Below are 22,435 nucleotides of genomic sequence, written 5' to 3' on the forward strand. Positions count from 1 at the left end.
TCCGCCACTTCGTCCTTAAATTGCCCCATATTGCACCGCACGCGCATGGACAAAATGTCCAACTTTTTCCACCCGCCAAGGTGGTATCAAGACAAAATGTCCACTCGCAAATGCAACATTTCACAGTGCATCTCTGCCCGGGCAGCAGGAATTTCGGTGATACGGACCTTGCTTTTTCACGCCGATCTGGTAGCCATTAAGGGTCAAAAACAGGTTAGGTCGGTGCGGTTGGCCCGGCCCCCGCAGATGCGGGTCCTTCCGTTGCACTGTAACGGCCCATGACTTTCAGGATGTGTGCAATGTGCGCACGCCAACAGAAAGGAATGGCCATGCAACAGCAAATCTCTGTCATTACGCTTGGAATCAACGATCTTGACCGGTCGCGGCGCTTTTATCAGCGCGGCTTTGGCTGGGTCCCGGTGTTTGAAAATGCCGATATCAGTTTTTACCAGATGAACGGGTTCGTTCTGGGGACCTGGTTAAAGGACGCGTTGCTTGATGATATGCAACGCCCCGAAGGCGATGGTCCATCGGCCTTTTCACTTGCCCATAATGTCGCAGATGGCCATCAGGTCGGGGAACTGATGGATCGGCTGATCGCGGCGGGTGGCAAAATGTTGCGCCCGGCCGATGCACCACCCTATGGCGGATTGCGGGGCTATGTTGCCGACCCGGACGGACATGCATGGGAAATCGCATGGAACCCGGCCTGGGCCATTGATGCCAACGGACATGTCCATTTTGGTGTTTGAGGGCATCTGTTACGCCCGCAAACCGGTGGCCGGGTCTTTGCCCTAGCCTGCTTCGGGCAGCCAGATGGTAAAGGTTGTGCCCTTTTGCGATGCGCTTTGAACATCAAGTCGGCCGCCCTGGCGATCAATCAGGGTCTTGGTGATCGACAGACCAAGACCCGTTCCCTGCTGTCGCTTGGTTGTATAGAACGGATCGAAAATCCGGTTCAGGACATCTTCGCTCATGCCAATGCCGGTATCGCGCACGGTGATGCGTATCCCCGGACGGCCATCGTGATCGGCGTCTTCGTCAATCAGGGTCAATGTGCCGCGGTCCGGCATTGCGTGCAGGGCATTGACCATCAGATTGACCAGCACCTGTTGCAGTTCGGTCCGATTCATCAGAACCAGTCGGGTTGACTGATGTTCGCGCACGACCTCGATATCGGCACGGCTGAGCAAATGGGCAACCAGCGGCATGCAGTCATCAATGACCTGTGCGACACTGTGGCGTTCGACAAAGCCTGCATATTCTTCGGGTTTGGCAAATTGCAGAAGCTTGGTCACGATCAGATTGATCCGGTTGACCTGTTCATCAATCAGGCGAAATTCCGTATTGGCGATCTTTGCATGATCGCCAAGCAGATCACGCACCACATCAAGATTGCCCTGAAGAACGGCGACCGGATTGTTGATTTCGTGGGCCACACCGGCGGTAATTTCGCCGATCGCGGCCAGCTTTTCGGACATGATCAGCTGTTTGGTCGTGGTTTCAAGCGCCCGATTGGCATCGCGCAATTCGCGGGTGCGCGCATCGACCCGGGCATTGAGCTGATCATTCCAGGCGCGAAGACGTTTGTCGCGTTCCTGAACCTGATCAAGCAGATCATCAAGATGATCGGCAACCAAAGTGATTTCGTCCTGCACCTGATCAAGGTTGGTTCGCGCCGACAAATCACCGCTTTCCACCCGGCCAATGGTGTTGGCCATGCGTTCAAGCGGTTTGAAGATGCCGCGCGCCCAGCGCAGGAAGATCGGCACCGACATTGCCGCCACAAACAAAAATGCCCCGATCAGGATCAAAAGGCTTTCATATTTGGTCTGGGCAAAGGGGGCTTCAAGGAAACCGACATACAGCATCCCGACCCGTTTGCCGAAACTGTCCTTGATCGGTTCATAGGCCGAAATATACCAGTCATTTACCACAAAGGCGCGATCAAGCCAGACCCGGCCGTCTTCAAGAACAGTTTTGCGCACGACACTTGAAACACGGGTGCCCAGCGCACGACGGTCGGCAAACAGCCGGACATTGGTGCTGATGCGCACATCATCAAGAAACAGGGTTGCGGTCCCCTGACTGCCTTCGGGCAGGCTGCTTTGCCGATAGACAAGATCATTGATCGTATCGATGAAGCCCAAATTCTGGTTCAGCAATATCCCGCCGACCAGGGCCGCCCGTTTGCCCGATGGCAATTCAACCGGACTTGCCGAATGGACCACCATGCCGCGGGTTTCGGCATTGCGCGTGGTCGGAACCGCATTGGGCGTATCAATCAGATCAACCCGCGCCCGTGCCGCAAGATCGGGTGAAAAACCCATCAGGTCGGTATTGCTGAAAATATCGATGCTGGTTGATGAACGTCCGGCAAAGGCGCTGGCAATGACCGGCCAGTCACCGGTCGTTTGTCCCGATGTTCCGCCATCAGCAAGATAAAGAAAATCAAGACCAAGCGCCTGTTTGCGTTGGGCCAGAAGCGATGCCAGCGCATCGGGATCATTCGCAGTCAGGACATTGCGAAAGGCGACAGATTGTCCAAGGGCAGCGATCTGTTCGCCGGTGTTATCAAGAATGTGGGTGAAATATTGATGGGCAATCGTCAAATCGCCGCTGACTTTCGAGGTCAGCAGTGCATCAAACTTGGAGTTCCAGCGCACCATCATCACGCCAAGCAACAGTGGCAAAATGACAAGCGTTGGCAAAAGTGCAATCGCCAAAAGCTTGAAACGCACAGAACGTGTGCGTTTTGGCCGATCAACAGATGATCCGGAAAACAGTATCATTCCTGTTCCCAGCTGGCGCATTTGCGGTCGATCGTCTTGCGCGAAACGCCAAGCCGCCGGGCCGCTTCATTCCGGTTGCCACCGGTTTTGTGCAACATCGCCAGAATGTGACGGCGTTCCATTTCATCAAGGGTTTCGTCGCTTTCGACCGCGGCATCCTGATCGCCATGGTCCCCGTGATCGGCAGTTTCGTCGCGAAATTCGTTGGGAAACCGTCCAAGGATCAATGTCCGTTCAATCAGGTTGCGCAATTCACGCACATTGCCCGGCCAGTCATAGCGCGTCAGCCCGGCACGCACGGCACTGTCCATCGCGACCTGGCGCACGCCCAGCTGTTTGGACAATTTGGCCATGAACAATTCAGCCAGTTCAAGCACGTCATCCCCGCGTTCGCGCAAGGGCGGCATTTCGATATGCATGACATTGATGCGGTAAAACAGATCGGCACGGAAACGCCCGGCTTCGACTTCGGCCTCAAGATCGGCATTGGTCGCAAAGATAAAGCGCAGATCGACCGGCGCTTCGCGTTCGGATCCGACCGGACGGATACGGCGACTTTCGATCGCACGCAAAAGCTTGCTTTGGGTGGCCAGTGACAATTCGCCGACCTCATCAAGAAACAGGGTGCCGCCCTGGGCATGCATGAACAGACCGTCGCGTGCGGTCTGTGCACCGGTAAAGGCACCTTTGACATGACCAAACAGCTCCGCCTCGATCATTTCGGACGGAATGGCGGCACAGTTGATCGGCACAAACGGCTTTTGCGCGCGGTCCGACAGGGCATGCAGCGAACGGGCGGTGACTTCCTTGCCCGTACCGCTTTGTCCCGAAATCAGGATTGATGTCGGAAGCGGTGCCACACGCGCAATGGTTTCGCGGATTTCCTGAATTTGCGGGGAATAGCCGATCAGTTTGTCACGCAGCAGCACGTGATCGGATGTTGCGCGCAATTCATGGCGCAACACATGGTTTTCCCGCCGCAAGCGCATCCGGTCCAGACAGCGGGCGACCGCGTTCAAAATCTGGTTGGACCGGAAAGGTTTGAGAACAAAATCAACCGCCCCGGCGCGCAGGGCCTTGATCGCGGTATCAAGATCGGCATAGGCCGTCATCAGGATGGCGTCGGAAAAGAAGCCGATTTCGCGTTGTTCGGTCAGCCATTCGACACCGCTTTTGCCCGGCATGATGTTATCAAGGATCACGACATCAAAATGGTGCTGATCCAGCAAGGCGGTTGCCTGTTCGCAATCCGCGGCTTCTTCGACCCGTTTGGCGCGCGGGCCCAATGTGCGGACCAGAAAGTTGCGCATGCCCGGTTCGTCATCGACGATCAGAATTGATGCCTTTTCAAGCCACGGACCGAATTCCGGTCCCGGCGCATTAAAAGCCGTGTCATTGCCAACAGTTGGCGCCGTCCCGTCCGATGCGCCCATAACGGTCGATCTCATGACGTCCTCCGCAGAAACTTATTATTGTTTTTATTATAGGTCTTACTCAGTCGAGTACAGTTCGCAAAAGCTTAGTGCAGCTATACATGAAATGCAAAACGTCGCCCCATGCCCCCGAACCCCGCCGGTTCGCAAGGCTTTGCGGTATTTACAATTGTTCCCACAAATCACAAAAGGCGGCCTTAAAGCCGCCTTTTGCATCATCACCTGGTTGAATTACCCGGGTTAACTAGTTCGGAATTACCGCCGTGGCTTCGATTTCAAGCAGGGCTTCGTCTTCGACAAGGGCGCTGACCACGACCATGGTCATGGCCGGGAAGTTCTTGCCAAGAACATCGCGGTAAGCACGGCCAACTTCGCGCTGCTTGGCGAGATATTCCTGTTTGTCGGTGACATACCAGGTCAGGCGGGTCAGATGTTCGGGCTTGCCGCCCGCCGCATCAAGAACTGCGGCAATGTTTTTAAGCGCCTGTTCCATCTGTCCGACAAAGTCCTTGGCAACGAAGACCTGATCTTCGTTCCAGCCAATTTGTCCGCCGATATACAGGGTGGCACCTTGTGCAAGGACACCGTTTGCATATCCCTTGGGCTCTTTCCATCCGTCTGGCTGAACGATTTTATGCATTGTTTTCTACCACTTGATTGATTTCTTTTTCGATTTTGGCACGCAAATCATCTGGCCATGCCACTGACTTTCCGGCCCCTTTTTTGGTAAAGACCAGTGTTACCGTTGTTTTCAGGCGTTGCTCGTCACCTGCGAAAGCTGCGATTTCCAGCTCAAGACTTGATCGTCCGATCCGGATCGGTTCCAGACGAAATTCCAGCTGATCACCCAACATGCTTGGCGCGGTAAAGGCGATGGTCAGCCCCGCCGTCGGAACGGCGGCCTGCATCGGGCCATGCATGGTCGGAAACCCGCATCCGATGACCGCGTCAAACCATTCTTCGACCGTCGCGTTCACCATTTCGAAATAGCGCGGATAAAAGACAATCCCCGCCGGATCGCAATGTTGAAACAGGACTTTCTGCCGATAGGTGAAGACAGCCATATCAGACCCCCAGATACCGGTCGGCCAGATCGTCGGTCAGTTCGTTCACCGCACCGGTCCAGGCGGTAACGCCCTTTTCAACGACGACATAGCGATCAGCCACACCGGAAAGTTCCTTGAGCGACTTATCGACCACCAGGATTGTCAGACCCGATTGTTTGAGCTGATTGATCGCCGCCCAGATTTCCTGACGCACCACGGGGGCCAGCCCCTCGGTTGCTTCATCCAGGATCAGCAAGCGCGGATTGGTCATCAATGCGCGCCCGATGGCCAGCATCTGCTGTTCACCACCCGAAAGGGTCATGGCCTTTTGATCGCGCCGTTCGGCCAGGCGCGGGAACAGTTCCGCGACCTTGTCAAAATCCCATTCCCCGGAACGGGCAGCGGCAATCAGGTTTTCAGTCACACTGAGGCGGGCAAAGCACCGGCGTCCTTCGGGCACCAGACCAAGGCCCAGACGGGCGGCCTTATGCGATGGCATCTTTGCTAGATCATGACCGGCAAAGCGGATCGAACCATCACGATGTTCCATCATGCGACAGATGGTTTTGATCGTGGTGGTCTTTCCCATGCCGTTACGGCCCATAAGGGCAACGGCCTCGCCCTCATTGAGCGTCAAATCAATACCAAACAACGCCTGCGATGCGCCGTAAAAGGCGGTCACGCCACTCAGTTCGAGAAGTGCAGTCATATCAGGCTTCCTCCCCGAGATAGGCACGTTTGACATCTTCGTTGCCGCGGATTTCATCGACCGTGCCGGTCGCAATAATCCGGCCATAGACCAGAACCGAAATCCGGTCGGCGAGCGCAAAGACCGCATCCATGTCATGTTCGACCAGAAGGATCGGCGCCTGCGCACGCAAACCATCAAGGAACCCGGTCAGGCGTTTGGAACCTTCCGGCCCCATACCGGCCATCGGTTCATCAAGAAGGAACGCCTTGGGTTCAAGGGCAAGGGCCACGGCCATTTCAAGCTGACGGCGTTCGCCATGCGAAATATCGGCCGCACGCATCTGTGCACGATCGGCCAAGCCGACCCGTTCAAGCTGTGCCATCGCCGGTTCGACAAGTGATTTGTCACCGAGAACCGGGCGGAAAAAGCGAAATACCTTTCCACTGACCGACTGGCGCGCCAACATCACATTTTGCAAAACCGAGAATTCCGGCATCAGGGATGACACCTGAAACGTTCGGGCAAGACCCATGCGCGAGCGGGCAACCGCATCAAATTCGTTGATCAGCTGACCATCGAAATGAATGTTACCGCTGTCAGATTGGATTTCGCCCGCGATCTGTTTGATCAGGGTCGATTTACCCGCCCCGTTCGGACCGATCAGGGCATGAATTTCACCGGGACGCAGATCAAGGGTCACATCATCACTGGCAAGTAACGATCCGAACTGTTTGGTGATGTTTGAAAGCGAAAGAATGGCATCAGGCATGTTTACGCTCCCCGGCCAGAACACCGACCAAACCACCGCGGGCAAACAGCACCACAATCAGCAACAACACACCAAGCGGCAGTTGCCAGAATTCCCACACACCGCCAAGCAGATGTTCGAGAATGATATAAAGTGCCGCACCGGCCAGCGGACCGAACAAACGTCCAACCCCGCCCAGAATGACAAAGATCATGATTTCGCCCGACATGTGCCAGGACAGCATGGTCGGGCTGACAAAGCGGTTAAGATCGGCATATAGCGCCCCGGCAAGGGCGGTAATCATTGCCGAAATCACAAAGGCAACCAGACGGATACGGAACGGCGCAATGCCCACCGCCGTCATGCGTTGCGCATTCTGGCGTGCGCCCTGAAGGGCAAGACCAAAGCGTGACCGGATCAGGACTGCCGAAAACAGCATGACAATCCCCAGCATCACCGCGCAAAGGGCAAAGAAGCTGATCGGATCCAGGGTATTGAGCCCCGGGAAACCATTGCGCACATAGATCGACAATCCGTCTTCGCCGCCATAAGCCGGCCAGGAAATGGCGAAGTAATAGATCATCTGGGCAAAGGCCAGGGTGATCATGATGAAATAGACGCCACTGGTCCGAAGCGTGATCGCCCCGATCGCCAGCGCAACAAGTGCCGATACCACAAGGGCCACGATCCAGATCACGATCATCTGGGTGGTGCCTTCGATCAGGAACGGGCTTTCCATGATCGGTTCATAATTGAGCGCATGGCTGGCAAGAATGCCCGCGGCATAGCCGCCAATGCCAAAGAACGCCGCATGACCGAATGATACAAGGCCGCCAAAACCAAGAACAAGGTTAAGTCCGACCCCGGCCATGGCAAAGATCGCCACCTTGGTTGCAAGGGTAATGATAAAGGGTTCATCCATCCCCATCGCAATCAGCGGCACAGCTACAAGTGCAATGGCCAGAATGGAATTGATAAGTGTTTCGCGGTTCATGGTCATATCAGGCTTCCGTCCCGAACAAACCGCTTGGACGCAGGAACAGAACCAGCGCCATCACGATATAAATCAACATGGATGCAAGTGCCGACCCGATTGCCGTCGCACTTGACGGATCAAGGAAGGTGGCAAAGGCATGCGGCAACAGGAAACGCCCCATCGTGTCGGTAAACCCGACCAGAAGCGATCCAACCAGCGCGCCCTTGATTGAGCCGATACCGCCAATAACAATCACGACAAAGGCCAGAATAAGCACGGGTTCACCCATGCCGACCTGAACCGACTGGGTGGTGCCGACAAAGGCACCGGCAAGCCCGGCCAACGCCGCGCCGAGCGCAAAGACAACCGTATAAAGACGGTCGATATTGACGCCGAGGGCAGCGATCATGCCACGATCTGCCTCACCCGCGCGGATGCGCACCCCAAGACGGGTCTTGCCAATCAAAAGGAACAGGCCGACCGCAACCAGAAGCCCGGCAATAATGATCGCCAGACGGAAAATCGGATATTCAAGCGCGCCGGGCAGAACGACCGTACCGGTCAGGATATCGGGGACGCTCAGGAAAAGCGGGAAGGAACCGAAAAGCCAGCGGGTCCCTTCGGAAAAAACCAAAATAAGGGCAAAAGTCGCCAACACCTGATCAAGATGATCACGGTTATACAAGCGGCGAATAATCAGCATTTCAACCAGAACACCGGCAAGTGCAGCGGCCATCAGACTTGCAACAAGACCAAGCCAGAATGAGCCGGTCCAGGCCGCAACAGCAGCACAGGCAAACGCACCAACCATATAGAGCGAGCCGTGGGCAAGGTTAATCAGCCCCATCACACCGAAAACCAGCGTCAGCCCCGATGCCATCAAAAACAGCATCAGACCGGACTGAAGGCTGTTTAACAGCTGCTCCAGAAAAAGAGAGAACATTATTGGAAACTCCGTCACAAGGTGGTCGGGGGCCGGTCATTGACCGTGACCGGCCCCCACCGTCTTGTCAGCTCGTCATTACATCGAGCATTCCGACGCATAGGCGTCAGAGTGGTCTTTAAGGGCGACACCAACGATCTTGTTGGTCAGAACGTCACCTTCCTTCACGACTTCACGAACATAGATGTCCTGAATCGGGTGCTGGTTCGGGCCAAAGATGAAGTTGCCACGCACCGAATTGAAATCGGCAGAACGCAGGGCGTCACGGAACGCTTCCTTATCGGAAATGCTTGCCTTGCCCATTGCTGAGAGCAGCAGGTTTGCCGTGTCAAAGCCATAGGATGCATAAAGCGACGGCAGACGACCATATTCGGCCTGGAAGGTTTCAACGAATGCCGCATTCGTCGGGTTGTCGATGTCTTTTGACCAGTTCGAGGTGTTTTTCACACCAAGTGCTGCATCACCAACAGCGCCGAGAATGCCCTGATCCATCGAGAATGCCGGACCGATCAGCGGAATATCAACACCGGACTGGGCGTACTGTTTCATGAACGCGATGCCCATGCCGCCCGGAAGGAAGAAGAAGACGCTGTCTGCACCCGATGCACGGATCTGTGCGATTTCGGCGGCATAGTCGGTCTGGCCAAGCTTGGTGTAAACTTCTTCGGCGATATCACCCATGAAGAAGCGTTTGAAACCAGCCAGGGAGTCCTTACCGGCCGGATAGTTCGGCGCAAGAATGAAGGCCTTCTGGTAACCGGCACTTGATGCATAGCCACCGGCTGCTTCATGCAGGTTGTCGTTCTGATAGGAAACGCTGAAATAGTTTTTGTTGCAGCCCTTGCCGGCAAGCTGCGACGGGGCAGCGTTGACCGACAGATAGATTTTGTCCTGTGCAACTGCGGACGGTACAACCGCCATGGCCAGGTTCGACCAGATGATACCGGTCAGAACATCAACCTTTTCCTGCTGGATCATTTTGTCAGCCAGCTGAACTGCAACGTCCGGTTTGCGCTGATCGTCTTCGATCACGACCTGCAGGTCCGGATTGTTTGCCTGTTTGACAGCCAGCATAAAGCCGTCACGTGCATCGATCCCCAGACCGGCACCGCCACCCGAAAGCGTCGTGATCATGCCGACCTTGACCGGATCAGCGTGCGCCGCCCCGGCTGCAAGCAAAGCAGCAACTGCTGCGATGGTTGTCTTGATACCCTTCATTAAAGCCTCCGTGTTAATACGATTTTTCATTTAGCAACACGTTGATCCCACGACATTTATGTCTTTTTGCGTCGTGGTTTTCGTGAACCTGATGCCTGCCCCTGATCTTGCAGTATTTGCATCGGGTCCGTCCATCCTCAAAGCGTGGTTCGCACCCGCCAGAGTTCCGGAAACAGTTCTACTTCCAGCATTTTCTTAAGATAACTGACACCACCGGTTCCGCCGGTCCCGCGTTTGAAACCAATAACGCGTTCGACCGTGGTCACATGGTTAAAGCGCCAGCGACGGAAGTAATCTTCGAAATCGACCAGCTTTTCAGCCAGTTCATAAAGCGACCAGTGCTTTGCCGGGTCGCTGTAAACCTTGTGCCAGGCGGCAATCACCGCATCATCTGGCGTGTAGGGGGCCGAAACATCGCGGTTCAGAATATGATCGGGAATATCAATCCCCTCGCCCGCGACAAGATTAAGCGCCGCGTCATACAGGCTTGGCGTTGCCAGTTCGGCCTTGAGCATTTCCATGATGTCTTCGCGATGCGCATGCGGGCGCAACATCGCGTGATTGCGATTGCCCAGCATGAATTCGATCTGACGATACTGATAGGACTGGAAACCCGATGACGGGCCAAGCGCATCACGGAACGTCGTATAGTCACTTGGCGTCATGGTGCGCAAAACGTCCCATGCGTTATTAAGCTGTTCGAAAATCCGCGACACACGGGCCAGCATTTTAAAGGCCGGGCGCAAATCCCCACCCCGAATGGCCTTGCGCGCAGCCGCAATTTCGCGGATCGCCAGTTTCATCCAAAGTTCGGATGTCTGGTGCTGAATGATGAACAGCAATTCGTCATGGGCATCCGATTGCGGATGCTGGGCGGTCAGGATCGCATCAAGGGACAGATAATCCCCATAGGACATCTGATCGGAGAAATCCGTGCGGGCACCTTCGGTGCTGGGATCATAGGGGGTGGTCGGTTTTGCCATGATCAGGTCACCGCATTGCGTTTGTGAAATTCCGGCTTGTCCCAAGCCCGGGTTTCCATGATTTCAGCAAGGATTTTGACCGCACCATCAACATCGGTATTATCGATATAAAGCGGGGTAAAGCCAAAACGGATCACATCAGGGGCACGGAAATCACCAATCACGCCGCGTGCAATCAATGCCTGCATCACCGCATAGCCCTGATCAAACCTGAACGAGACCTGTGATCCACGGTTTGCGGCATCACGCGGACTTGCAAGTTCCAGCATCGGGCAGCTTGCCTCGACCCCCGCGATGAATTGTTCACAAAGTTCGATGCTGCGTGCACGGATATCGGTCATTTCAACGCCGTCCCATGCCTTCATTGCTTCTTCCAGAACTGTCATCTGGATCACCGGCGGGGTGCCAACCCGCATGCGCGACACATCGGGTGCGGGGGTGTAATCCGGGTCAAAGGCAAAGGGGGCAGCATGACCAAGCCAGCCCGACAGTGCCGGGCGGGCAACCTTGGCATGATCGGGACGGACATAGATAAAGGCCGGCGCACCGGGACCGCCATTGAGATATTTATAGGTACATCCCACTGCGAAATCGGCATTGCACCCGGCCAGATCCACCGGAACCGCACCTGCCGAATGGGCAAGATCCCAGATCACCAGGGCACCCGCGGCATGCGCAAGTTCGGTTATGCGTTTCATGTCATGCATGCGGCCCGTGCGATAATCCACCTGGGTCAGCATCAGCACAGCCAGATCTTCGTTGATCAGGCTTTCGACATCTTCGGGATTTGGGGTTTTAAGAACATGCCCCTTATCCAGACTTTTGATCAGGCCATCGGCCATATAAAGATCGGTCGGGAAGTTGCCGTTATCAGAAACAACAACCTTGCGATCCGGGCGCATTTCAAGCGCACTTGCCAAGGCCTGATAGACCTTGATCGACAGGGTATCGCCCATCACGACCGTACCGGGTGCCGCCCCGATCAAACGTGCGACAAGATTGCCGACACGTTCGGGTTGCTCCATCCATTTGGCTTCGTTCCAGCCACGGATAAGCATTTCCCCCCATTCATCCTCGATCATCGCCTTGGCGCGGTTTGCAGCCGTTTTCGGCAGCACGCCAAGCGAGTTCCCGTCAAGGTAAATCACACCTTTGGGGATATGGAACAGGGATTTGGTGGCGGCAAAGTCGGTCATGCAGACATTTCCTGTTTCAGTCTGAAGCGCTGGATTTTTCCAGTCGCGGTTTTTGGCAGTGTCTCGATAAAGACGACGGAGCGCGGATATTTGAACGGCGCGATCGTCGCTTTTACATGATCCTGAAGCAGTTTGGCCATCTCGGGTGTCGGGTGGAAACCGTCCGCCAGAACGATATGGGCCTGAACGATGGTGCCGCGTTCTTCATCGGGGGCACCGATCACGGCACATTCTGCCACGGCCGCGTGGGACAGAAGCGCCGCTTCGACTTCGGGACCGGCAATGTTATAGCCCGATGAAACGATCATATCGTCATTGCGCGCCGCGAAATGGTAATAGCCCTTTTCATCGACAAAGAACGCATCCCCGGTCAGGTTCCAGCCATCGCGAACATAGACGGCCTGACGAACATCATCCAGATAACGACAACCCGTCGGACCACGCACGGCAAGACGCCCGACCGTGCCGACCGGCACTTCATTCATGTCATGATCGACAATCTTGGCCTCATACCCGGAAACCGGACGCCCGGTGCAGGCCGGATGGCTGTCGCCAAAACGGTTGGAAATAAAGATATGGAGCATCTCGGTCGCGCCAATGCCATCAAGCATCGGCTTTCCGGTTTTGGCCATCCATGCCTCATAGACCGGGGCCGGAAGCGTTTCACCAGCCGAAACAGCGGCACGCAAGGATGAAAGATCCGCCCCGTCATCCATCGCCGAAAGCATCACCCGATAGGCGGTCGGGGCGGTAAAGCAAACCGTCGCCTTATAGGTTTCGATGATTTCGATCATGTTGGGCGGGGATGCCTTTTCAAGCAGTGTCGCCGTTGCCCCGAAACGCAGCGGGAAGATCGCAAGCCCGCCCAGACCAAAGGTAAAGGCAAGCGGCGGCGATCCGACAAACACATCATCGGGCGTCACATTGAGCACTTCCTTGGCATAGCCATCCGCAATGATCAGAAGATCACGGTGGAAATGCATGGTGGCCTTGGGGCTGCCGGTGGTGCCCGATGTAAAGCCAAGCAATGCCACATCATCACGCCCGGTTTTAACCGCCTCGAACTTGACCGATTTGGTCAGGGCAATGCGATCAAGTTCGGCATCATGATTGGCCGTGCCATCAAACCCGATGACCTTTTTAAGGAACTTGCTGTCCTTGGCGCAGGCCACCAGTTCATCCATCAGACGCGTATCGCAAAGAGCAAATTCAATTTCGGCCTTATCGACAATCTGGCCCAACTCGCCGGCACGCAGCATCGGCATGGTATTGACCACAACTGCCCCGGCCTTGGTCGCCGCCAGCCAGCACGCCACCATTGCCGGGTTGTTGGCCGAACGGATCAGAATGCGGTTGCCGGGCTTGACGCCGTAATCTTCGACCAGCGCATGGGCAATGCGGTTGGTCCAGTCAGCCAGTTCCTTGTAAGTACGCTGGCGACCATTGCCGATCAGGGCGGTGTTATCGCCAAAACCCTGTTCGACCATTTTATCGGTCAGCTCAACACCGGCATTCAGATATTCGGGATAGTCGAACCCATCCAGATTGATTTCCGGCCATTCATTGAGCGGCGGGAGCTTGTCCCGGGTGAAGCTATCGGTATGTGCGGTTGGTCCGAGCATTGTGAAGTCCCTGATACAGCCATTATTGCGCCAGCGTTTGCCGTGCGATGATTATTTTCTGGACGTCGGATGCGCCTTCATAAATACGAAGGGCGCGAATTTCCCGGTAAAGCGATTCAACGATGTGGCCACTGCGCACACCATCGCCGCCATGAATTTGCACCGCCTTGTCTATGACGGTTTGTGCATGATCGGTGGAATAAAGTTTGGCCATCGCCGCTTCGCGGCTGACCCGTGCGGCACCGCTGTCTTTCAGCCACGCGGCCCGGTAAACCAGAAGTGCCGACGCATCGATATCAAGCGCCATGTCCGCGACATGCCCCTGCACCATCTGAAGATCAAATAACGGTGCGCCAAACAGTTCGCGTTCCTGAACCCGCGTGATGGTTTCATCAAGGGCACGGCGCGCAAAGCCAAGGGCCGCCGCCGCCACGGTCGAACGGAAAACATCAAGCACCGACATGGCGATCTTGAAACCATCCCCGCCCTTGCCAATCAGGCTTGATGCCGGAATACGGCAATCGGTGAATTTCAGGCGCGCAAGTGGATGCGGGGCAATGGTATGCAAACGTTCAGCAATTTCAAACCCGGGAATACCGGCCGGGATCACAAAGGCCGAAAGCCCCTTTGCCCCGGGTGCTTCGTCGGTGCGCGCAAAGACGCAATAGAAATCGGCAATGCCACCATTGGAAATCCAGGTTTTTTCGCCATTCAGAACAAAGTCATCACCATCGCGCCGGGCATCCAGGGCGATATTGGCAACGTCTGATCCCGACTTTGGTTCAGTCAGGGCAAAGGCAGCGATCCCCTTGCCGGAACGTACTTTTGGAAGCCACTCCCTCTGATGGGCTTCCGTTCCAAACAAGGAGATCGCGCCACTCCCCAAGCCCTGCATTGCAAATGCGAAATCGGCCAGACCGTCATAGCGTGCCAGTGTCTCGCGGATCAGGCACAGCGACCTGACATCAAGTTTCGAATTGGGATCTGTGTCATCAATCGCGGCATGGCGAAGCCATTCGCCCCCGGCAAGACGCCCCACAAGATCCCGACACGCGGCATCGACATTACCATGATCAATGCCATCAAGGTTGGCCGATGCCCATGCATCAAGACGCGTCGCCAGTTCACGGTGGCGATCTTCGAAAAACGGCCAGTCAAGGTAGGATGTATCAGCCATCAATTGCCCTCAAACACCGGTTTTTCCTTGGCGACAAAGGCCTTGTAGGCGCGGTTGAAATCTTCGGTCTGCATGCAGATCGCCTGCGCCTGTGCTTCGGCCTCGATGGCCTGTTCAATCGACATGTTCCATTCCTGGGCCAGCATGGTCTTGGTCATCATGTGACCGAAATTCGGACCCTGGGAAATACGGGTGGCAAGGGCGATGGCTTCTGCTTCGAGAACATCGGCCTCGACCAGACGGTTATAGAACCCCCACCGTTCGCCTTCCTCGGCCGACATGGAACGACCGGTATAAAGAAGTTCGGCGGCACGACCTTGACCGATGATGCGTGGCAGGATCGCACATGCGCCCATATCGCATCCGGCAAGGCCGACCCGGGTAAACAGGAAGGCAGTTTTGGATGCTGCGGTTGCCAGACGCAGGTCGGATGCCATGGCAATGATTGCCCCCGCACCCACACAAACGCCATCCACAGCCGCAATCACCGGCTTGCCACAGCCAATGATCGCCTTGACCAGATCACCGGTCATGCGGGTGAATTCCAGAAGGCCCTTCATGTCCTTTTTGATCAGCGGACCGATAATGTCATGCACATCCCCGCCAGAGCAGAAATTGCCACCGTTCGAACCAAACACCACGGCCTTGACGTCATCGGCATAGACCAGATCGCGGAACGTATCGCGAAGCTCGGCATAGCTTTCAAAGGTCAGCGGGTTTTTACGATCCGGCCGGTCCAGTGAAATGACGGCAACGTCGCCTTCCATACGCCAATTGAAATGGGTCGGTGTGATGTTGGCCATCCTAGTCATGGTGGGGCGCCTCGTTATGGTGGGAGATGGTGCGAAGAATACGAATAAGGGCATCGGCATCCGATGACGACAGATCGGAAAACAGATCGGAAACCCAGCTTTCATGAACCAGTGCGCGTTCGGCGAAATCCTTTTCGCCTGCCTCGGTCAGTCGTACGATCGATGCCCGGCGATCATTTTCGACCGGCAGGCGGACCACCAGTCCCTCTGCCACAAGCCGGTCCACGATACCGGTGACATTGCCGTTCGAAACCATCAGCGATTTTGAAAGTTCGCTCATACGCATGCCATCGCGTTCGCGATAAAGGGCCGCCAACACATCAAAGCGCGGCAAGGTCGATCCGAACTCGACCCGCATTTTTTCGCGAAGTTCGCCTTCGATCTTGCGCGACACTTTCAGGATTTGCAGCCAGGCCCGCAAGCGTGCCTTGGAGATATCAGACGTTTCGTTTCCGCCCGGTCCGGTGGCATTTTCGGATTTGTTCATATTCATGCTTCTCCTCCCGACACGGAAATTGTCTGGCCGGTGATCGATCCCGCATTCGGGCTGCACAGCCACATCACGGTTTCTGCTACCTCGTCTGGTTGAATGAACCGGTTCTGCGGATTGATTTTGGCAAGGCTTGCACGAGCCTGATCACGGGTCATGCCGGTTTTCGCAACGATGTTTGCCACCGATTTTTCAAGCATCGGTGTTTCCATAAAGCCCGGGCAAACCGCATTGACGGTGATCGGGCTGCTGGCAAGCTCAACGGCCATCCCCTTGATCAGGCCGACAACACCATGCTTTGCCGCACAATAGGCGGTGACATAGGCATAACCTTTTAGCCCCGCGGTCGAGGCGATCGAAATCAGTCGCCCCGGCTTGGCCTTGTCCATCACGGCAAGCCCTTCGCGGAAGGTCAGAAACGTTCCGGTCAGATTGACATCAATGGTGCGTTTCCAAAGATCGACCGAGGTTTTTCCGATCGGCGCACTTTCAGCCATACCGGCATTGGCAATCACCAGATCGGGTGCCCCCATGGTTTCGACCATGGTGGTGAACATGTCGCGCACAGATGTTTCATCGGTAACGTCTGCTGCGATCGCCATGATGTTTTCATGCTGGGCGACCTCGGCCAGAACATCGGTCCGGCGGCCGGAAACGGCAACCTTGACCCCGGCATCGGCCAGCATCCGGGCCATAACCGCCCCGACACCTGAACCGCCCCCGGTTATCAATGCACGCTGAATGGCAAGATCACCCATCACGACTTACACCTTTCCGGTCATGACATCGGCCCGCTCAGAAAGACGCCACAACTGATCACGCCCGGCATAATAAGGGGCCGGCCAGTTTTCGGTGCGATTGCCAAGCTGGGCTGCCTGATGCAACGTCCAGTACGGATCGGCCAGATGCGGACGAGCCAGACAGACAAGATCCGCACGCCCCGCCATCAGGATCGAATTGACGTGATCGGGTTCGTAAATATTGCCAACCGCCATGGTCGCCATTTTGGCTTCGTTGCGGATACGGTCAGAAAACGGCGTCTGGAACATGCGGCCATAAACCGGGCGCGCATCCCTTGTCGTCTGACCGGCAGAAACGTCACAAATATCAACATCATGGGCCTGAAGAATGCGGGCAATCTCAACCGCTTCTTCGGGTGTGACCCCGGCATCCCCGACCCAGTCATTGGCCGAAATACGCACCGACATCGGCTTGTTGGCAGGCCAGACCGCACGCACGGCATTGATGACTTCAAGCGGGTAACGCATCCGGTTTTCAAGCGATCCGCCATATTCATCATCGCGCGTATTGCTGACCGGGCTGATGAAGGATGACAGAAGATACCCATGCGCGGCATGGACTTCGATCATGTCAAATCCGGCGCGGTCGGCCATTTTGGCCCCGGCAACGAACTGGTCACGGACCATATCCATATCTTCGCGTGTCATGGCCTTGGGAACCGCATTGCGATCAGACCAGGCAATGGCGGATGCCGACAAAAGCGGCCAGTTGCCGTCTTTTAACGGCGCATCCATTTCTTCCCAACCCAGCTGGGTTGACCCCTTGCGTCCCGAATGACCGATCTGCATGCAGATTTTCGCATCCGTTTCGCCATGAACGAAATCGGTGATCCGTTTCCAGGCCGCTTCATGGGCATCATCATAGACACCCGGGCAGCCCGGCGTGATCCGGCCATCGGCCGAGACACAGGTCATTTCGGTATAAACCAGCCCCGCACCGCCCTTGGCACGTTCGGCATAATGGATCAGATGCCAGTCGGTCGGGCAACCATCAACGGCCTTGTATTGCGCCATCGGGGAAACAACGATCCGGTTTTTCAGTTCCATATCGCGCAGTTTGAACGGCACAAACATCGGATGACGGACCGGTTCGGATGACGGCAATCCTGCCTTGCGCTGGAACCAGCTTTCAGCACTTTCCAGCCATTTGGCATCGCGCATGCGCAGGTTTTCGTGGCTGATACGTTGCGACCGGGTCAGAAGCGAATAGGTGAACTGGACCGGATCGAAATCAAAGTAACGTTCGATCTCTTCGAACCATTCCATCGAGTTGCGCGCAGCTGACTGCAGGCGCAGTACCTCAAGACGGCGTTCGTCTTCATACTTGCCAAAGGCCGATTTCAGATCGGGCTCGGAATGCAGGTAATTGGCCAGCGCAATCGCACTTTCAAGCGCAAGCTTGGTTCCCGATCCAATCGAAAAATGCGCGGTCGCCGCCGCATCGCCCATCAGGACGATATTTTCATGGGACCAGCTTTTGCACAGAACGCGCGGGAAACTCAGCCAGGCCGAACCACGAATATGATGGGCATTGCTGATCAGGGCATGACCACCAAGATGATCCTTGAAAATCGCCTCGCAGGTCGCAATCGACTCTTCCTTGGACATCTCGCCAAAGCCGTATGCGTCCCAGGTTTCCTGCGAGCATTCGACAATAAAGGTCGCGGTTTCGTCATCAAACTGATAGGCGTGCGCCCAGACCCAGCCCTTGTCGGTCTGTTCGAAGATGAAGGTAAAGGCATCGTCGAACTTCTGATGCGTTCCAAGCCAGACAAATTTGCATTTGCGGGTATCAATATCGGGCTGGAACTGATCGGCAAACTCGCTGCGGGTTTTGGAATTCAACCCGTCGCTGGCAACCACAAGATCAAATTCCTTGGCATAGCTTGCCGCACTTTCGGCCTCGGTCTCGAACCGCAATTCAACACCAAGCTCACGCGCACGTTGCTGAAGCAGGATCAGAAGCTTTTTGCGGCCAATACCGCAGAAGCCATGACCGGTCGAAACAGTCTTTTCGCCGCGATACTGAACCGCAACATCATCCCAATAGGAAAAGCTGGCACGAATGGCCTCGGCACTTTTGGCATCATTTTCGGCCAAATTATCCAGCGTCTCGTCAGAAAGCACCACACCCCAGCCGAATGTGTCATCGGGCTTGTTGCGTTCAATCACCACCACCTCATTGGCGGGATCGCGCAATTTCATCGAGATTGCAAAATAAAGTCCCGCAGGACCGCCACCCAGACAAGCTACTCTCACCAGCTTTTCCCTTCCTGATTTGTTTGGTTGTTTCGGGAAACTGATAAAACGGTACGCCTCGTTCTGTTTTATTTCAAGCACAAATATTTTAAGTTTGAAATATCTGTGAAGTTGCCTAGAATTTGTCCTATAACCAGAATGCGCAAGCCCGCCTTTGACCGCGGGACCGAACCGCCTCCACATCGAATATCAGGGAAGAAGTCACATGATTACCGACTGGGATGATGCTTATGCCAATGGCGACCATATTGCCGATGCCGGATCCTTTCCGGGCATGTGGGCTGAACAATCCTCCCGGTTCCGCGATGCCCTGATTGCCGATGGCCGGGCCGAACTTGATGTTCCCTATGGTTCTGCTGATCGCGAAAAATATGATCTGTTCCTGCCTGGCGGCGCACCAAAGGGCCTGGTCGTTTTCGTTCATGGTGGCTATTGGAAGGCCTTTGACAAATCAAGCTGGTCGCATCTTGCCAATGGCGCGGTCGCCAGGGGTTGGGCTGTTTGCCTGCCAAGCTATACGCTCGCACCTGATGCCCGCCTGTCCCAGATCACCCGACAGGTTGCCGGGGCAATCAATCATGTTGCGGGCCGCATATCCGGTCCCATTCACCTGACCGGGCATTCGGCGGGCGGGCATCTTGTCAGCCGGATGGTTTCAAACACCTCGCCCTTGGCACCCGGTGTTCTGGCACGGGTTGAAAACACGGTGTCAATTTCCGGCCTTCATGATTTGCGACCGCTTTTGAACACATCGATGAATGATGTTCTGGGCCTTGATGAAGAAGAAGCGGCAACCGAAAGTGCGGCCCTTCTCAAACCAACCCTGCCCTGCTCGATCACCTGCTGGGTTGGAGCCGATGAACGTCCGGAATTTGTCCGCCAGAATGATTTGCTTGCCAATATCTGGATCGGGCTTGGCGCATCGACCCGTTCGGTTCATGCCCCGGACAAGCATCATTTCGATGTCATTGCCGATCTTGCCGATCCCGAGTCTGATCTGACGGCCTGCCTTTTGACACCGATCAGCGGGGAGGATGACTGATATGACCACCGTCACCCTGACCCGTGAAGACCATATCGGCATCATCACAATCAACAACCCGCCGATCAACGCCACCAGCCATCCGGTGCGGGCCGGCATCGTTGATGCCCTTGATCAAGTCGATCATGATCCGGCCATCCGGATCGCGATCCTGATCTGTGGCGGCAAAACCTTTATCGCCGGGGCCGATGTGACGGAATTTGGCCAACCGCCCAAAGACCCGATCCTTCCCGATGTGATCAAACGGCTCGAAGCAGCAACCAAACCGGTTATTGCCGCCATTCACGGTCATGCCCTTGGCGGCGGGCTCGAAGTCGCGCTGGGATGTCATTACCGGATTGCAGACAAATCGGCCAAACTTGGCCTTCCGGAAGTCAATCTTGGCCTGATCCCCGGTGCGGGCGGCTCGGTTCGCCTGCCCCGTCTGGTCCCTGTGACTGAGGCCATTAACATCATCACGTCCGGCAAACCTGTTTCAAGCACCAAGGCCAACGAAATTGGCCTGATCGATGCGATTTGCCACGGCGCGCTGCTTGATGCCGCCAAGGACTTTGCCCAGACGATCCTTGATCGCGATATGCCGGTCGCCCTTGTTGATCGTCCGCCGGTCGATGTACCCGACAGTTCCGCATGGGACGACATTGTCGCAACCGCCCGTAAAAACGCCCGCGGCCAGATTGCACCGCTTGCGGCCATTGATGTCCTGCGTACCGGCCTTGAAAAGGGCGCCAAAGACGGTCTTGCCTATGAGCGCCAAACTTTTATCGAGCTGCGCGACAGCGATCAGTCAAAGGCGCTTCGTCACATCTTCTTTGCCGAACGTTCGGTTGGCAAATTGCCCGAGCTTTCCGGTGTCGATCCCGCCCCCATTACCGATATCGGCGTGATTGGCGGCGGCATCATGGGGGCGGGCATTGCAACCGCATCGCTGCTTGCGGGCTTTAAGGTCACGATCATTGAACGCAATGAAGATGCCTGTGCGAATGGCCGCAACACGGTCGAAAAGCATCTTTCAGGAAGCCTCAAGCGCGGATTGATCACTCAGGACCGCTTTGATCAGTTGATGGCTGCCCTTTCAACCAGTACGGACTATGCCGCCCTGGCTTCGGCCGATCTGGTGGTTGAGGCCGTCTTTGAAGATATGGCGGTCAAGCATGACGTGTTTGGCAAACTGTCCCTTCATTGCAAACCCGATGCGGTTCTGGCATCCAACACGTCCTATCTTGATATCAACGAGATCGCGGTAAAATGCGTTAATCCGGGGCGTGTGATCGGGCTTCATTTCTTCTCGCCTGCCCATATCATGAAGCTACTGGAAATCGTCCGAACCAAGCAGGCCGACGCGAAAAGCCTTGCGACCGCCTTTGCCTTTGGCCGTTCTCTTGGCAAAATTGCTGTTCCATGCGGCGTCTGTGACGGCTTTATTGGCAATCGCATCATGTCGGCCTATCGCAAGCATTGCGAATATATGCTCGAAGACGGTGCTCTTCCCCATCAGATCGATGCTGCCATGGTCGAATTTGGCTTCCCGATGGGCCTGTTTGCCATGCAGGATATGGCTGGTCTCGAAATTTCCTGGGCCACGCGCAAACGCCTTGCCCCCTTCCGTGATCCGGCAGAACGCTATGTCGCACTGGGTGATTACCTGTGCGAAATGGGACGTTTTGGCAAAAAGAACGGCCTTGGATGGTATCGCTATGACGAACATGGCAAAGCCCAACCGGACCCGGAAGTCGACGCGCTGGTCATTGCCGAGTCAGAAAAGAAGGGCATCACACGCCGCGACTTTTCCCATGATGAAATCATCGACACCATCCTCGCGGCCATGCGCAATGAAGGCGACAAGATCCTGAGCGAAGGCATCGCCAACAGCCCAGATGCCATCGACGTTGTGATGGTCAATGGCTATGGCTTCCCAAGACATAAGGGCGGGCCGATGTTTTTGACGCGCTCTGACAAGTAGGGATTGCGGCGACGGCAACGGGATTTGGTTATGACTGCTCTTGTCTCTTGCCTTTGCAAAGAACCTGCAAACAGGTATCGGATAGATGTGTTGATGCCCTACGAGCGCAGTCTGCGCGCGGCTGTCGCCGTGCTCGACCTTCAGCTTAAAATCGCTCCACTGGAGCGATTTCTTAACAGCTTCAGCCTTCAAGTTGGCTCGTAACGCAGGAGGATCGCAGGTTCAAAGACTGTTCCTGCGGGCA

At 55.6% G+C, this 22,435-nt stretch carries 20 protein-coding genes; 3 read left to right on the forward strand and 17 right to left on the reverse strand.

The window, feature by feature from the left end; genetic code table 11:
• The first annotated feature begins 329 nt into the window (after window positions 1-329).
• Window positions 330-752, forward strand: a complete 423-nt coding sequence (locus AUQ42_RS07400) for a VOC family protein (protein ID WP_068518454.1) — start codon at window positions 330-332, stop codon at window positions 750-752.
• A 42-nt stretch (window positions 753-794) separates the two neighbouring features.
• On the opposite strand, the gene AUQ42_RS07405 is transcribed toward AUQ42_RS07400, so the two are convergent.
• The 17 genes from AUQ42_RS07405 to AUQ42_RS07485 all read right to left on the reverse strand — a co-directional run bounded on the left by AUQ42_RS07405 (window position 795) and on the right by AUQ42_RS07485 (window position 19,186).
• A complete protein-coding gene (locus AUQ42_RS07405) occupies window positions 795-2,792 on the reverse strand; it encodes a HAMP domain-containing sensor histidine kinase (RefSeq protein ID WP_068518455.1) in 1,998 nt (665 codons plus the stop codon).
• Window positions 2,789-4,240 carry a sigma-54 dependent transcriptional regulator gene (locus tag AUQ42_RS07410; protein ID WP_068518456.1) on the reverse strand — a complete coding sequence of 484 codons (1,452 nt, stop codon included), beginning with the start codon at window positions 4,238-4,240 and terminating at the stop codon, window positions 2,789-2,791. The genes AUQ42_RS07405 and AUQ42_RS07410 overlap by 4 nt, the downstream gene beginning before the upstream one ends.
• A gap of 229 nt (window positions 4,241-4,469) precedes the next feature.
• Window positions 4,470-4,865 carry a RidA family protein gene (locus AUQ42_RS07415; RefSeq protein ID WP_068518457.1) on the reverse strand — a complete coding sequence of 132 codons (396 nt, stop codon included), beginning with the start codon at window positions 4,863-4,865 and terminating at the stop codon, window positions 4,470-4,472.
• Entirely contained in the window at window positions 4,858-5,289 is a 432-nt protein-coding gene (locus tag AUQ42_RS07420; RefSeq protein ID WP_068518458.1) for a thioesterase family protein, read from the reverse strand. Before AUQ42_RS07420 ends, AUQ42_RS07415 begins: the two co-directional genes overlap by 8 nt.
• A 1-nt stretch (window position 5,290) precedes the next feature.
• Entirely contained in the window at window positions 5,291-5,980 is a 690-nt protein-coding gene (locus AUQ42_RS07425) for an ABC transporter ATP-binding protein (RefSeq protein WP_068518459.1), read from the reverse strand.
• A gap of 1 nt (window position 5,981) precedes the next feature.
• Window positions 5,982-6,731, reverse strand: a complete 750-nt coding sequence (locus AUQ42_RS07430) for an ABC transporter ATP-binding protein (protein ID WP_068518460.1) — start codon at window positions 6,729-6,731, stop codon at window positions 5,982-5,984.
• Window positions 6,724-7,710, reverse strand: coding sequence for a branched-chain amino acid ABC transporter permease (locus tag AUQ42_RS07435; RefSeq protein ID WP_068518461.1), 987 nt, complete (start codon window positions 7,708-7,710; stop codon window positions 6,724-6,726). Before AUQ42_RS07435 ends, AUQ42_RS07430 begins: the two co-directional genes overlap by 8 nt.
• Window position 7,711: 1 nt before the next feature.
• The gene (locus tag AUQ42_RS07440) at window positions 7,712-8,629 is read right to left on the reverse strand and encodes a branched-chain amino acid ABC transporter permease (RefSeq protein WP_068518462.1); all 918 of its coding nucleotides are present in this window, start codon (window positions 8,627-8,629) and stop codon (window positions 7,712-7,714) included.
• A 78-nt stretch (window positions 8,630-8,707) separates the two neighbouring features.
• Window positions 8,708-9,847, reverse strand: coding sequence for an ABC transporter substrate-binding protein (locus tag AUQ42_RS07445; protein WP_068518463.1), 1,140 nt, complete (start codon window positions 9,845-9,847; stop codon window positions 8,708-8,710).
• 137 nt (window positions 9,848-9,984) lie between these two features.
• Complete coding sequence (kynA, locus tag AUQ42_RS07450; RefSeq protein ID WP_068518464.1) at window positions 9,985-10,830, reverse strand: tryptophan 2,3-dioxygenase; 846 nt, start codon at window positions 10,828-10,830, stop codon at window positions 9,985-9,987.
• A gap of 2 nt (window positions 10,831-10,832) precedes the next feature.
• Window positions 10,833-12,026, reverse strand: coding sequence for a kynureninase (gene kynU, locus AUQ42_RS07455; protein WP_068518465.1), 1,194 nt, complete (start codon window positions 12,024-12,026; stop codon window positions 10,833-10,835).
• Window positions 12,023-13,648, reverse strand: coding sequence for an AMP-binding protein (locus AUQ42_RS07460; RefSeq protein ID WP_068518466.1), 1,626 nt, complete (start codon window positions 13,646-13,648; stop codon window positions 12,023-12,025). The genes kynU and AUQ42_RS07460 overlap by 4 nt, the downstream gene beginning before the upstream one ends.
• Before the next feature lie 22 nt (window positions 13,649-13,670).
• Window positions 13,671-14,825, reverse strand: coding sequence for an acyl-CoA dehydrogenase family protein (locus AUQ42_RS07465; protein WP_068518467.1), 1,155 nt, complete (start codon window positions 14,823-14,825; stop codon window positions 13,671-13,673).
• Window positions 14,825-15,637, reverse strand: a complete 813-nt coding sequence (locus tag AUQ42_RS07470) for an enoyl-CoA hydratase family protein (RefSeq protein WP_068518468.1) — start codon at window positions 15,635-15,637, stop codon at window positions 14,825-14,827. Before AUQ42_RS07470 ends, AUQ42_RS07465 begins: the two co-directional genes overlap by 1 nt.
• Window positions 15,630-16,130: a MarR family winged helix-turn-helix transcriptional regulator gene (locus AUQ42_RS07475; protein WP_068518469.1), complete on the reverse strand. Its 501-nt coding sequence runs from the start codon at window positions 16,128-16,130 to the stop codon at window positions 15,630-15,632. The genes AUQ42_RS07470 and AUQ42_RS07475 overlap by 8 nt, the downstream gene beginning before the upstream one ends.
• Window positions 16,127-16,885 (reverse strand): SDR family NAD(P)-dependent oxidoreductase, encoded by a 759-nt coding sequence (locus tag AUQ42_RS07480; RefSeq protein WP_068518470.1) that lies wholly within the window; start codon window positions 16,883-16,885, stop codon window positions 16,127-16,129. Before AUQ42_RS07480 ends, AUQ42_RS07475 begins: the two co-directional genes overlap by 4 nt.
• Window positions 16,886-16,891: 6 nt before the next feature.
• Complete coding sequence (locus tag AUQ42_RS07485) at window positions 16,892-19,186, reverse strand: bifunctional salicylyl-CoA 5-hydroxylase/oxidoreductase (protein WP_068518471.1); 2,295 nt, start codon at window positions 19,184-19,186, stop codon at window positions 16,892-16,894.
• 205 nt (window positions 19,187-19,391) lie between these two features.
• Between AUQ42_RS07485 and AUQ42_RS07490 the strand changes: the two genes are divergently transcribed.
• Complete coding sequence (locus AUQ42_RS07490) at window positions 19,392-20,228, forward strand: alpha/beta hydrolase (protein WP_068518472.1); 837 nt, start codon at window positions 19,392-19,394, stop codon at window positions 20,226-20,228.
• A gap of 1 nt (window position 20,229) precedes the next feature.
• Window positions 20,230-22,191 (forward strand): FAD-dependent oxidoreductase, encoded by a 1,962-nt coding sequence (locus tag AUQ42_RS07495; protein WP_068518473.1) that lies wholly within the window; start codon window positions 20,230-20,232, stop codon window positions 22,189-22,191.
• The last annotated feature ends 244 nt before the right edge of the window (window positions 22,192-22,435 follow it).

It is taken from the genome of Thalassospira sp. MCCC 1A02491 (assembly GCF_001613785.1).
GTDB classification, from domain to species: Bacteria; Pseudomonadota; Alphaproteobacteria; order Rhodospirillales; family Thalassospiraceae; genus Thalassospira; species Thalassospira povalilytica.

Excerpts from the sequence above, each read along its gene's own strand:
- AUQ42_RS07430 (WP_068518460.1), bottom strand. The coding sequence starts at position 6,731 with ATGCCTGATGCCATTCTTTCGCTTTCAAACATCACCAAACAGTTCGGA.
- AUQ42_RS07400 (WP_068518454.1), top strand. The coding sequence starts at position 330 with ATGCAACAGCAAATCTCTGTCATTACGCTTGGAATCAACGATCTTGAC.
- AUQ42_RS07495 (WP_068518473.1), top strand. The coding sequence starts at position 20,230 with ATGACCACCGTCACCCTGACCCGTGAAGACCATATCGGCATCATCACA.
- AUQ42_RS07435 (WP_068518461.1), bottom strand. The coding sequence starts at position 7,710 with ATGACCATGAACCGCGAAACACTTATCAATTCCATTCTGGCCATTGCA.
- AUQ42_RS07440 (WP_068518462.1), bottom strand. The coding sequence starts at position 8,629 with ATGTTCTCTCTTTTTCTGGAGCAGCTGTTAAACAGCCTTCAGTCCGGT.
- AUQ42_RS07460 (WP_068518466.1), bottom strand. The coding sequence starts at position 13,648 with ATGCTCGGACCAACCGCACATACCGATAGCTTCACCCGGGACAAGCTC.
- kynA (WP_068518464.1), bottom strand. The coding sequence starts at position 10,830 with ATGGCAAAACCGACCACCCCCTATGATCCCAGCACCGAAGGTGCCCGC.
- AUQ42_RS07405 (WP_068518455.1), bottom strand. The coding sequence starts at position 2,792 with ATGATACTGTTTTCCGGATCATCTGTTGATCGGCCAAAACGCACACGT.
- AUQ42_RS07465 (WP_068518467.1), bottom strand. The coding sequence starts at position 14,825 with ATGGCTGATACATCCTACCTTGACTGGCCGTTTTTCGAAGATCGCCAC.
- AUQ42_RS07415 (WP_068518457.1), bottom strand. The coding sequence starts at position 4,865 with ATGCATAAAATCGTTCAGCCAGACGGATGGAAAGAGCCCAAGGGATAT.
- AUQ42_RS07420 (WP_068518458.1), bottom strand. The coding sequence starts at position 5,289 with ATGGCTGTCTTCACCTATCGGCAGAAAGTCCTGTTTCAACATTGCGAT.
- AUQ42_RS07445 (WP_068518463.1), bottom strand. The coding sequence starts at position 9,847 with ATGAAGGGTATCAAGACAACCATCGCAGCAGTTGCTGCTTTGCTTGCA.
- AUQ42_RS07480 (WP_068518470.1), bottom strand. The coding sequence starts at position 16,885 with ATGGGTGATCTTGCCATTCAGCGTGCATTGATAACCGGGGGCGGTTCA.
- AUQ42_RS07490 (WP_068518472.1), top strand. The coding sequence starts at position 19,392 with ATGATTACCGACTGGGATGATGCTTATGCCAATGGCGACCATATTGCC.
- kynU (WP_068518465.1), bottom strand. The coding sequence starts at position 12,026 with ATGACCGACTTTGCCGCCACCAAATCCCTGTTCCATATCCCCAAAGGT.
- AUQ42_RS07475 (WP_068518469.1), bottom strand. The coding sequence starts at position 16,130 with ATGAATATGAACAAATCCGAAAATGCCACCGGACCGGGCGGAAACGAA.
- AUQ42_RS07470 (WP_068518468.1), bottom strand. The coding sequence starts at position 15,637 with ATGACTAGGATGGCCAACATCACACCGACCCATTTCAATTGGCGTATG.
- AUQ42_RS07410 (WP_068518456.1), bottom strand. The coding sequence starts at position 4,240 with ATGAGATCGACCGTTATGGGCGCATCGGACGGGACGGCGCCAACTGTT.
- AUQ42_RS07425 (WP_068518459.1), bottom strand. The coding sequence starts at position 5,980 with ATGACTGCACTTCTCGAACTGAGTGGCGTGACCGCCTTTTACGGCGCA.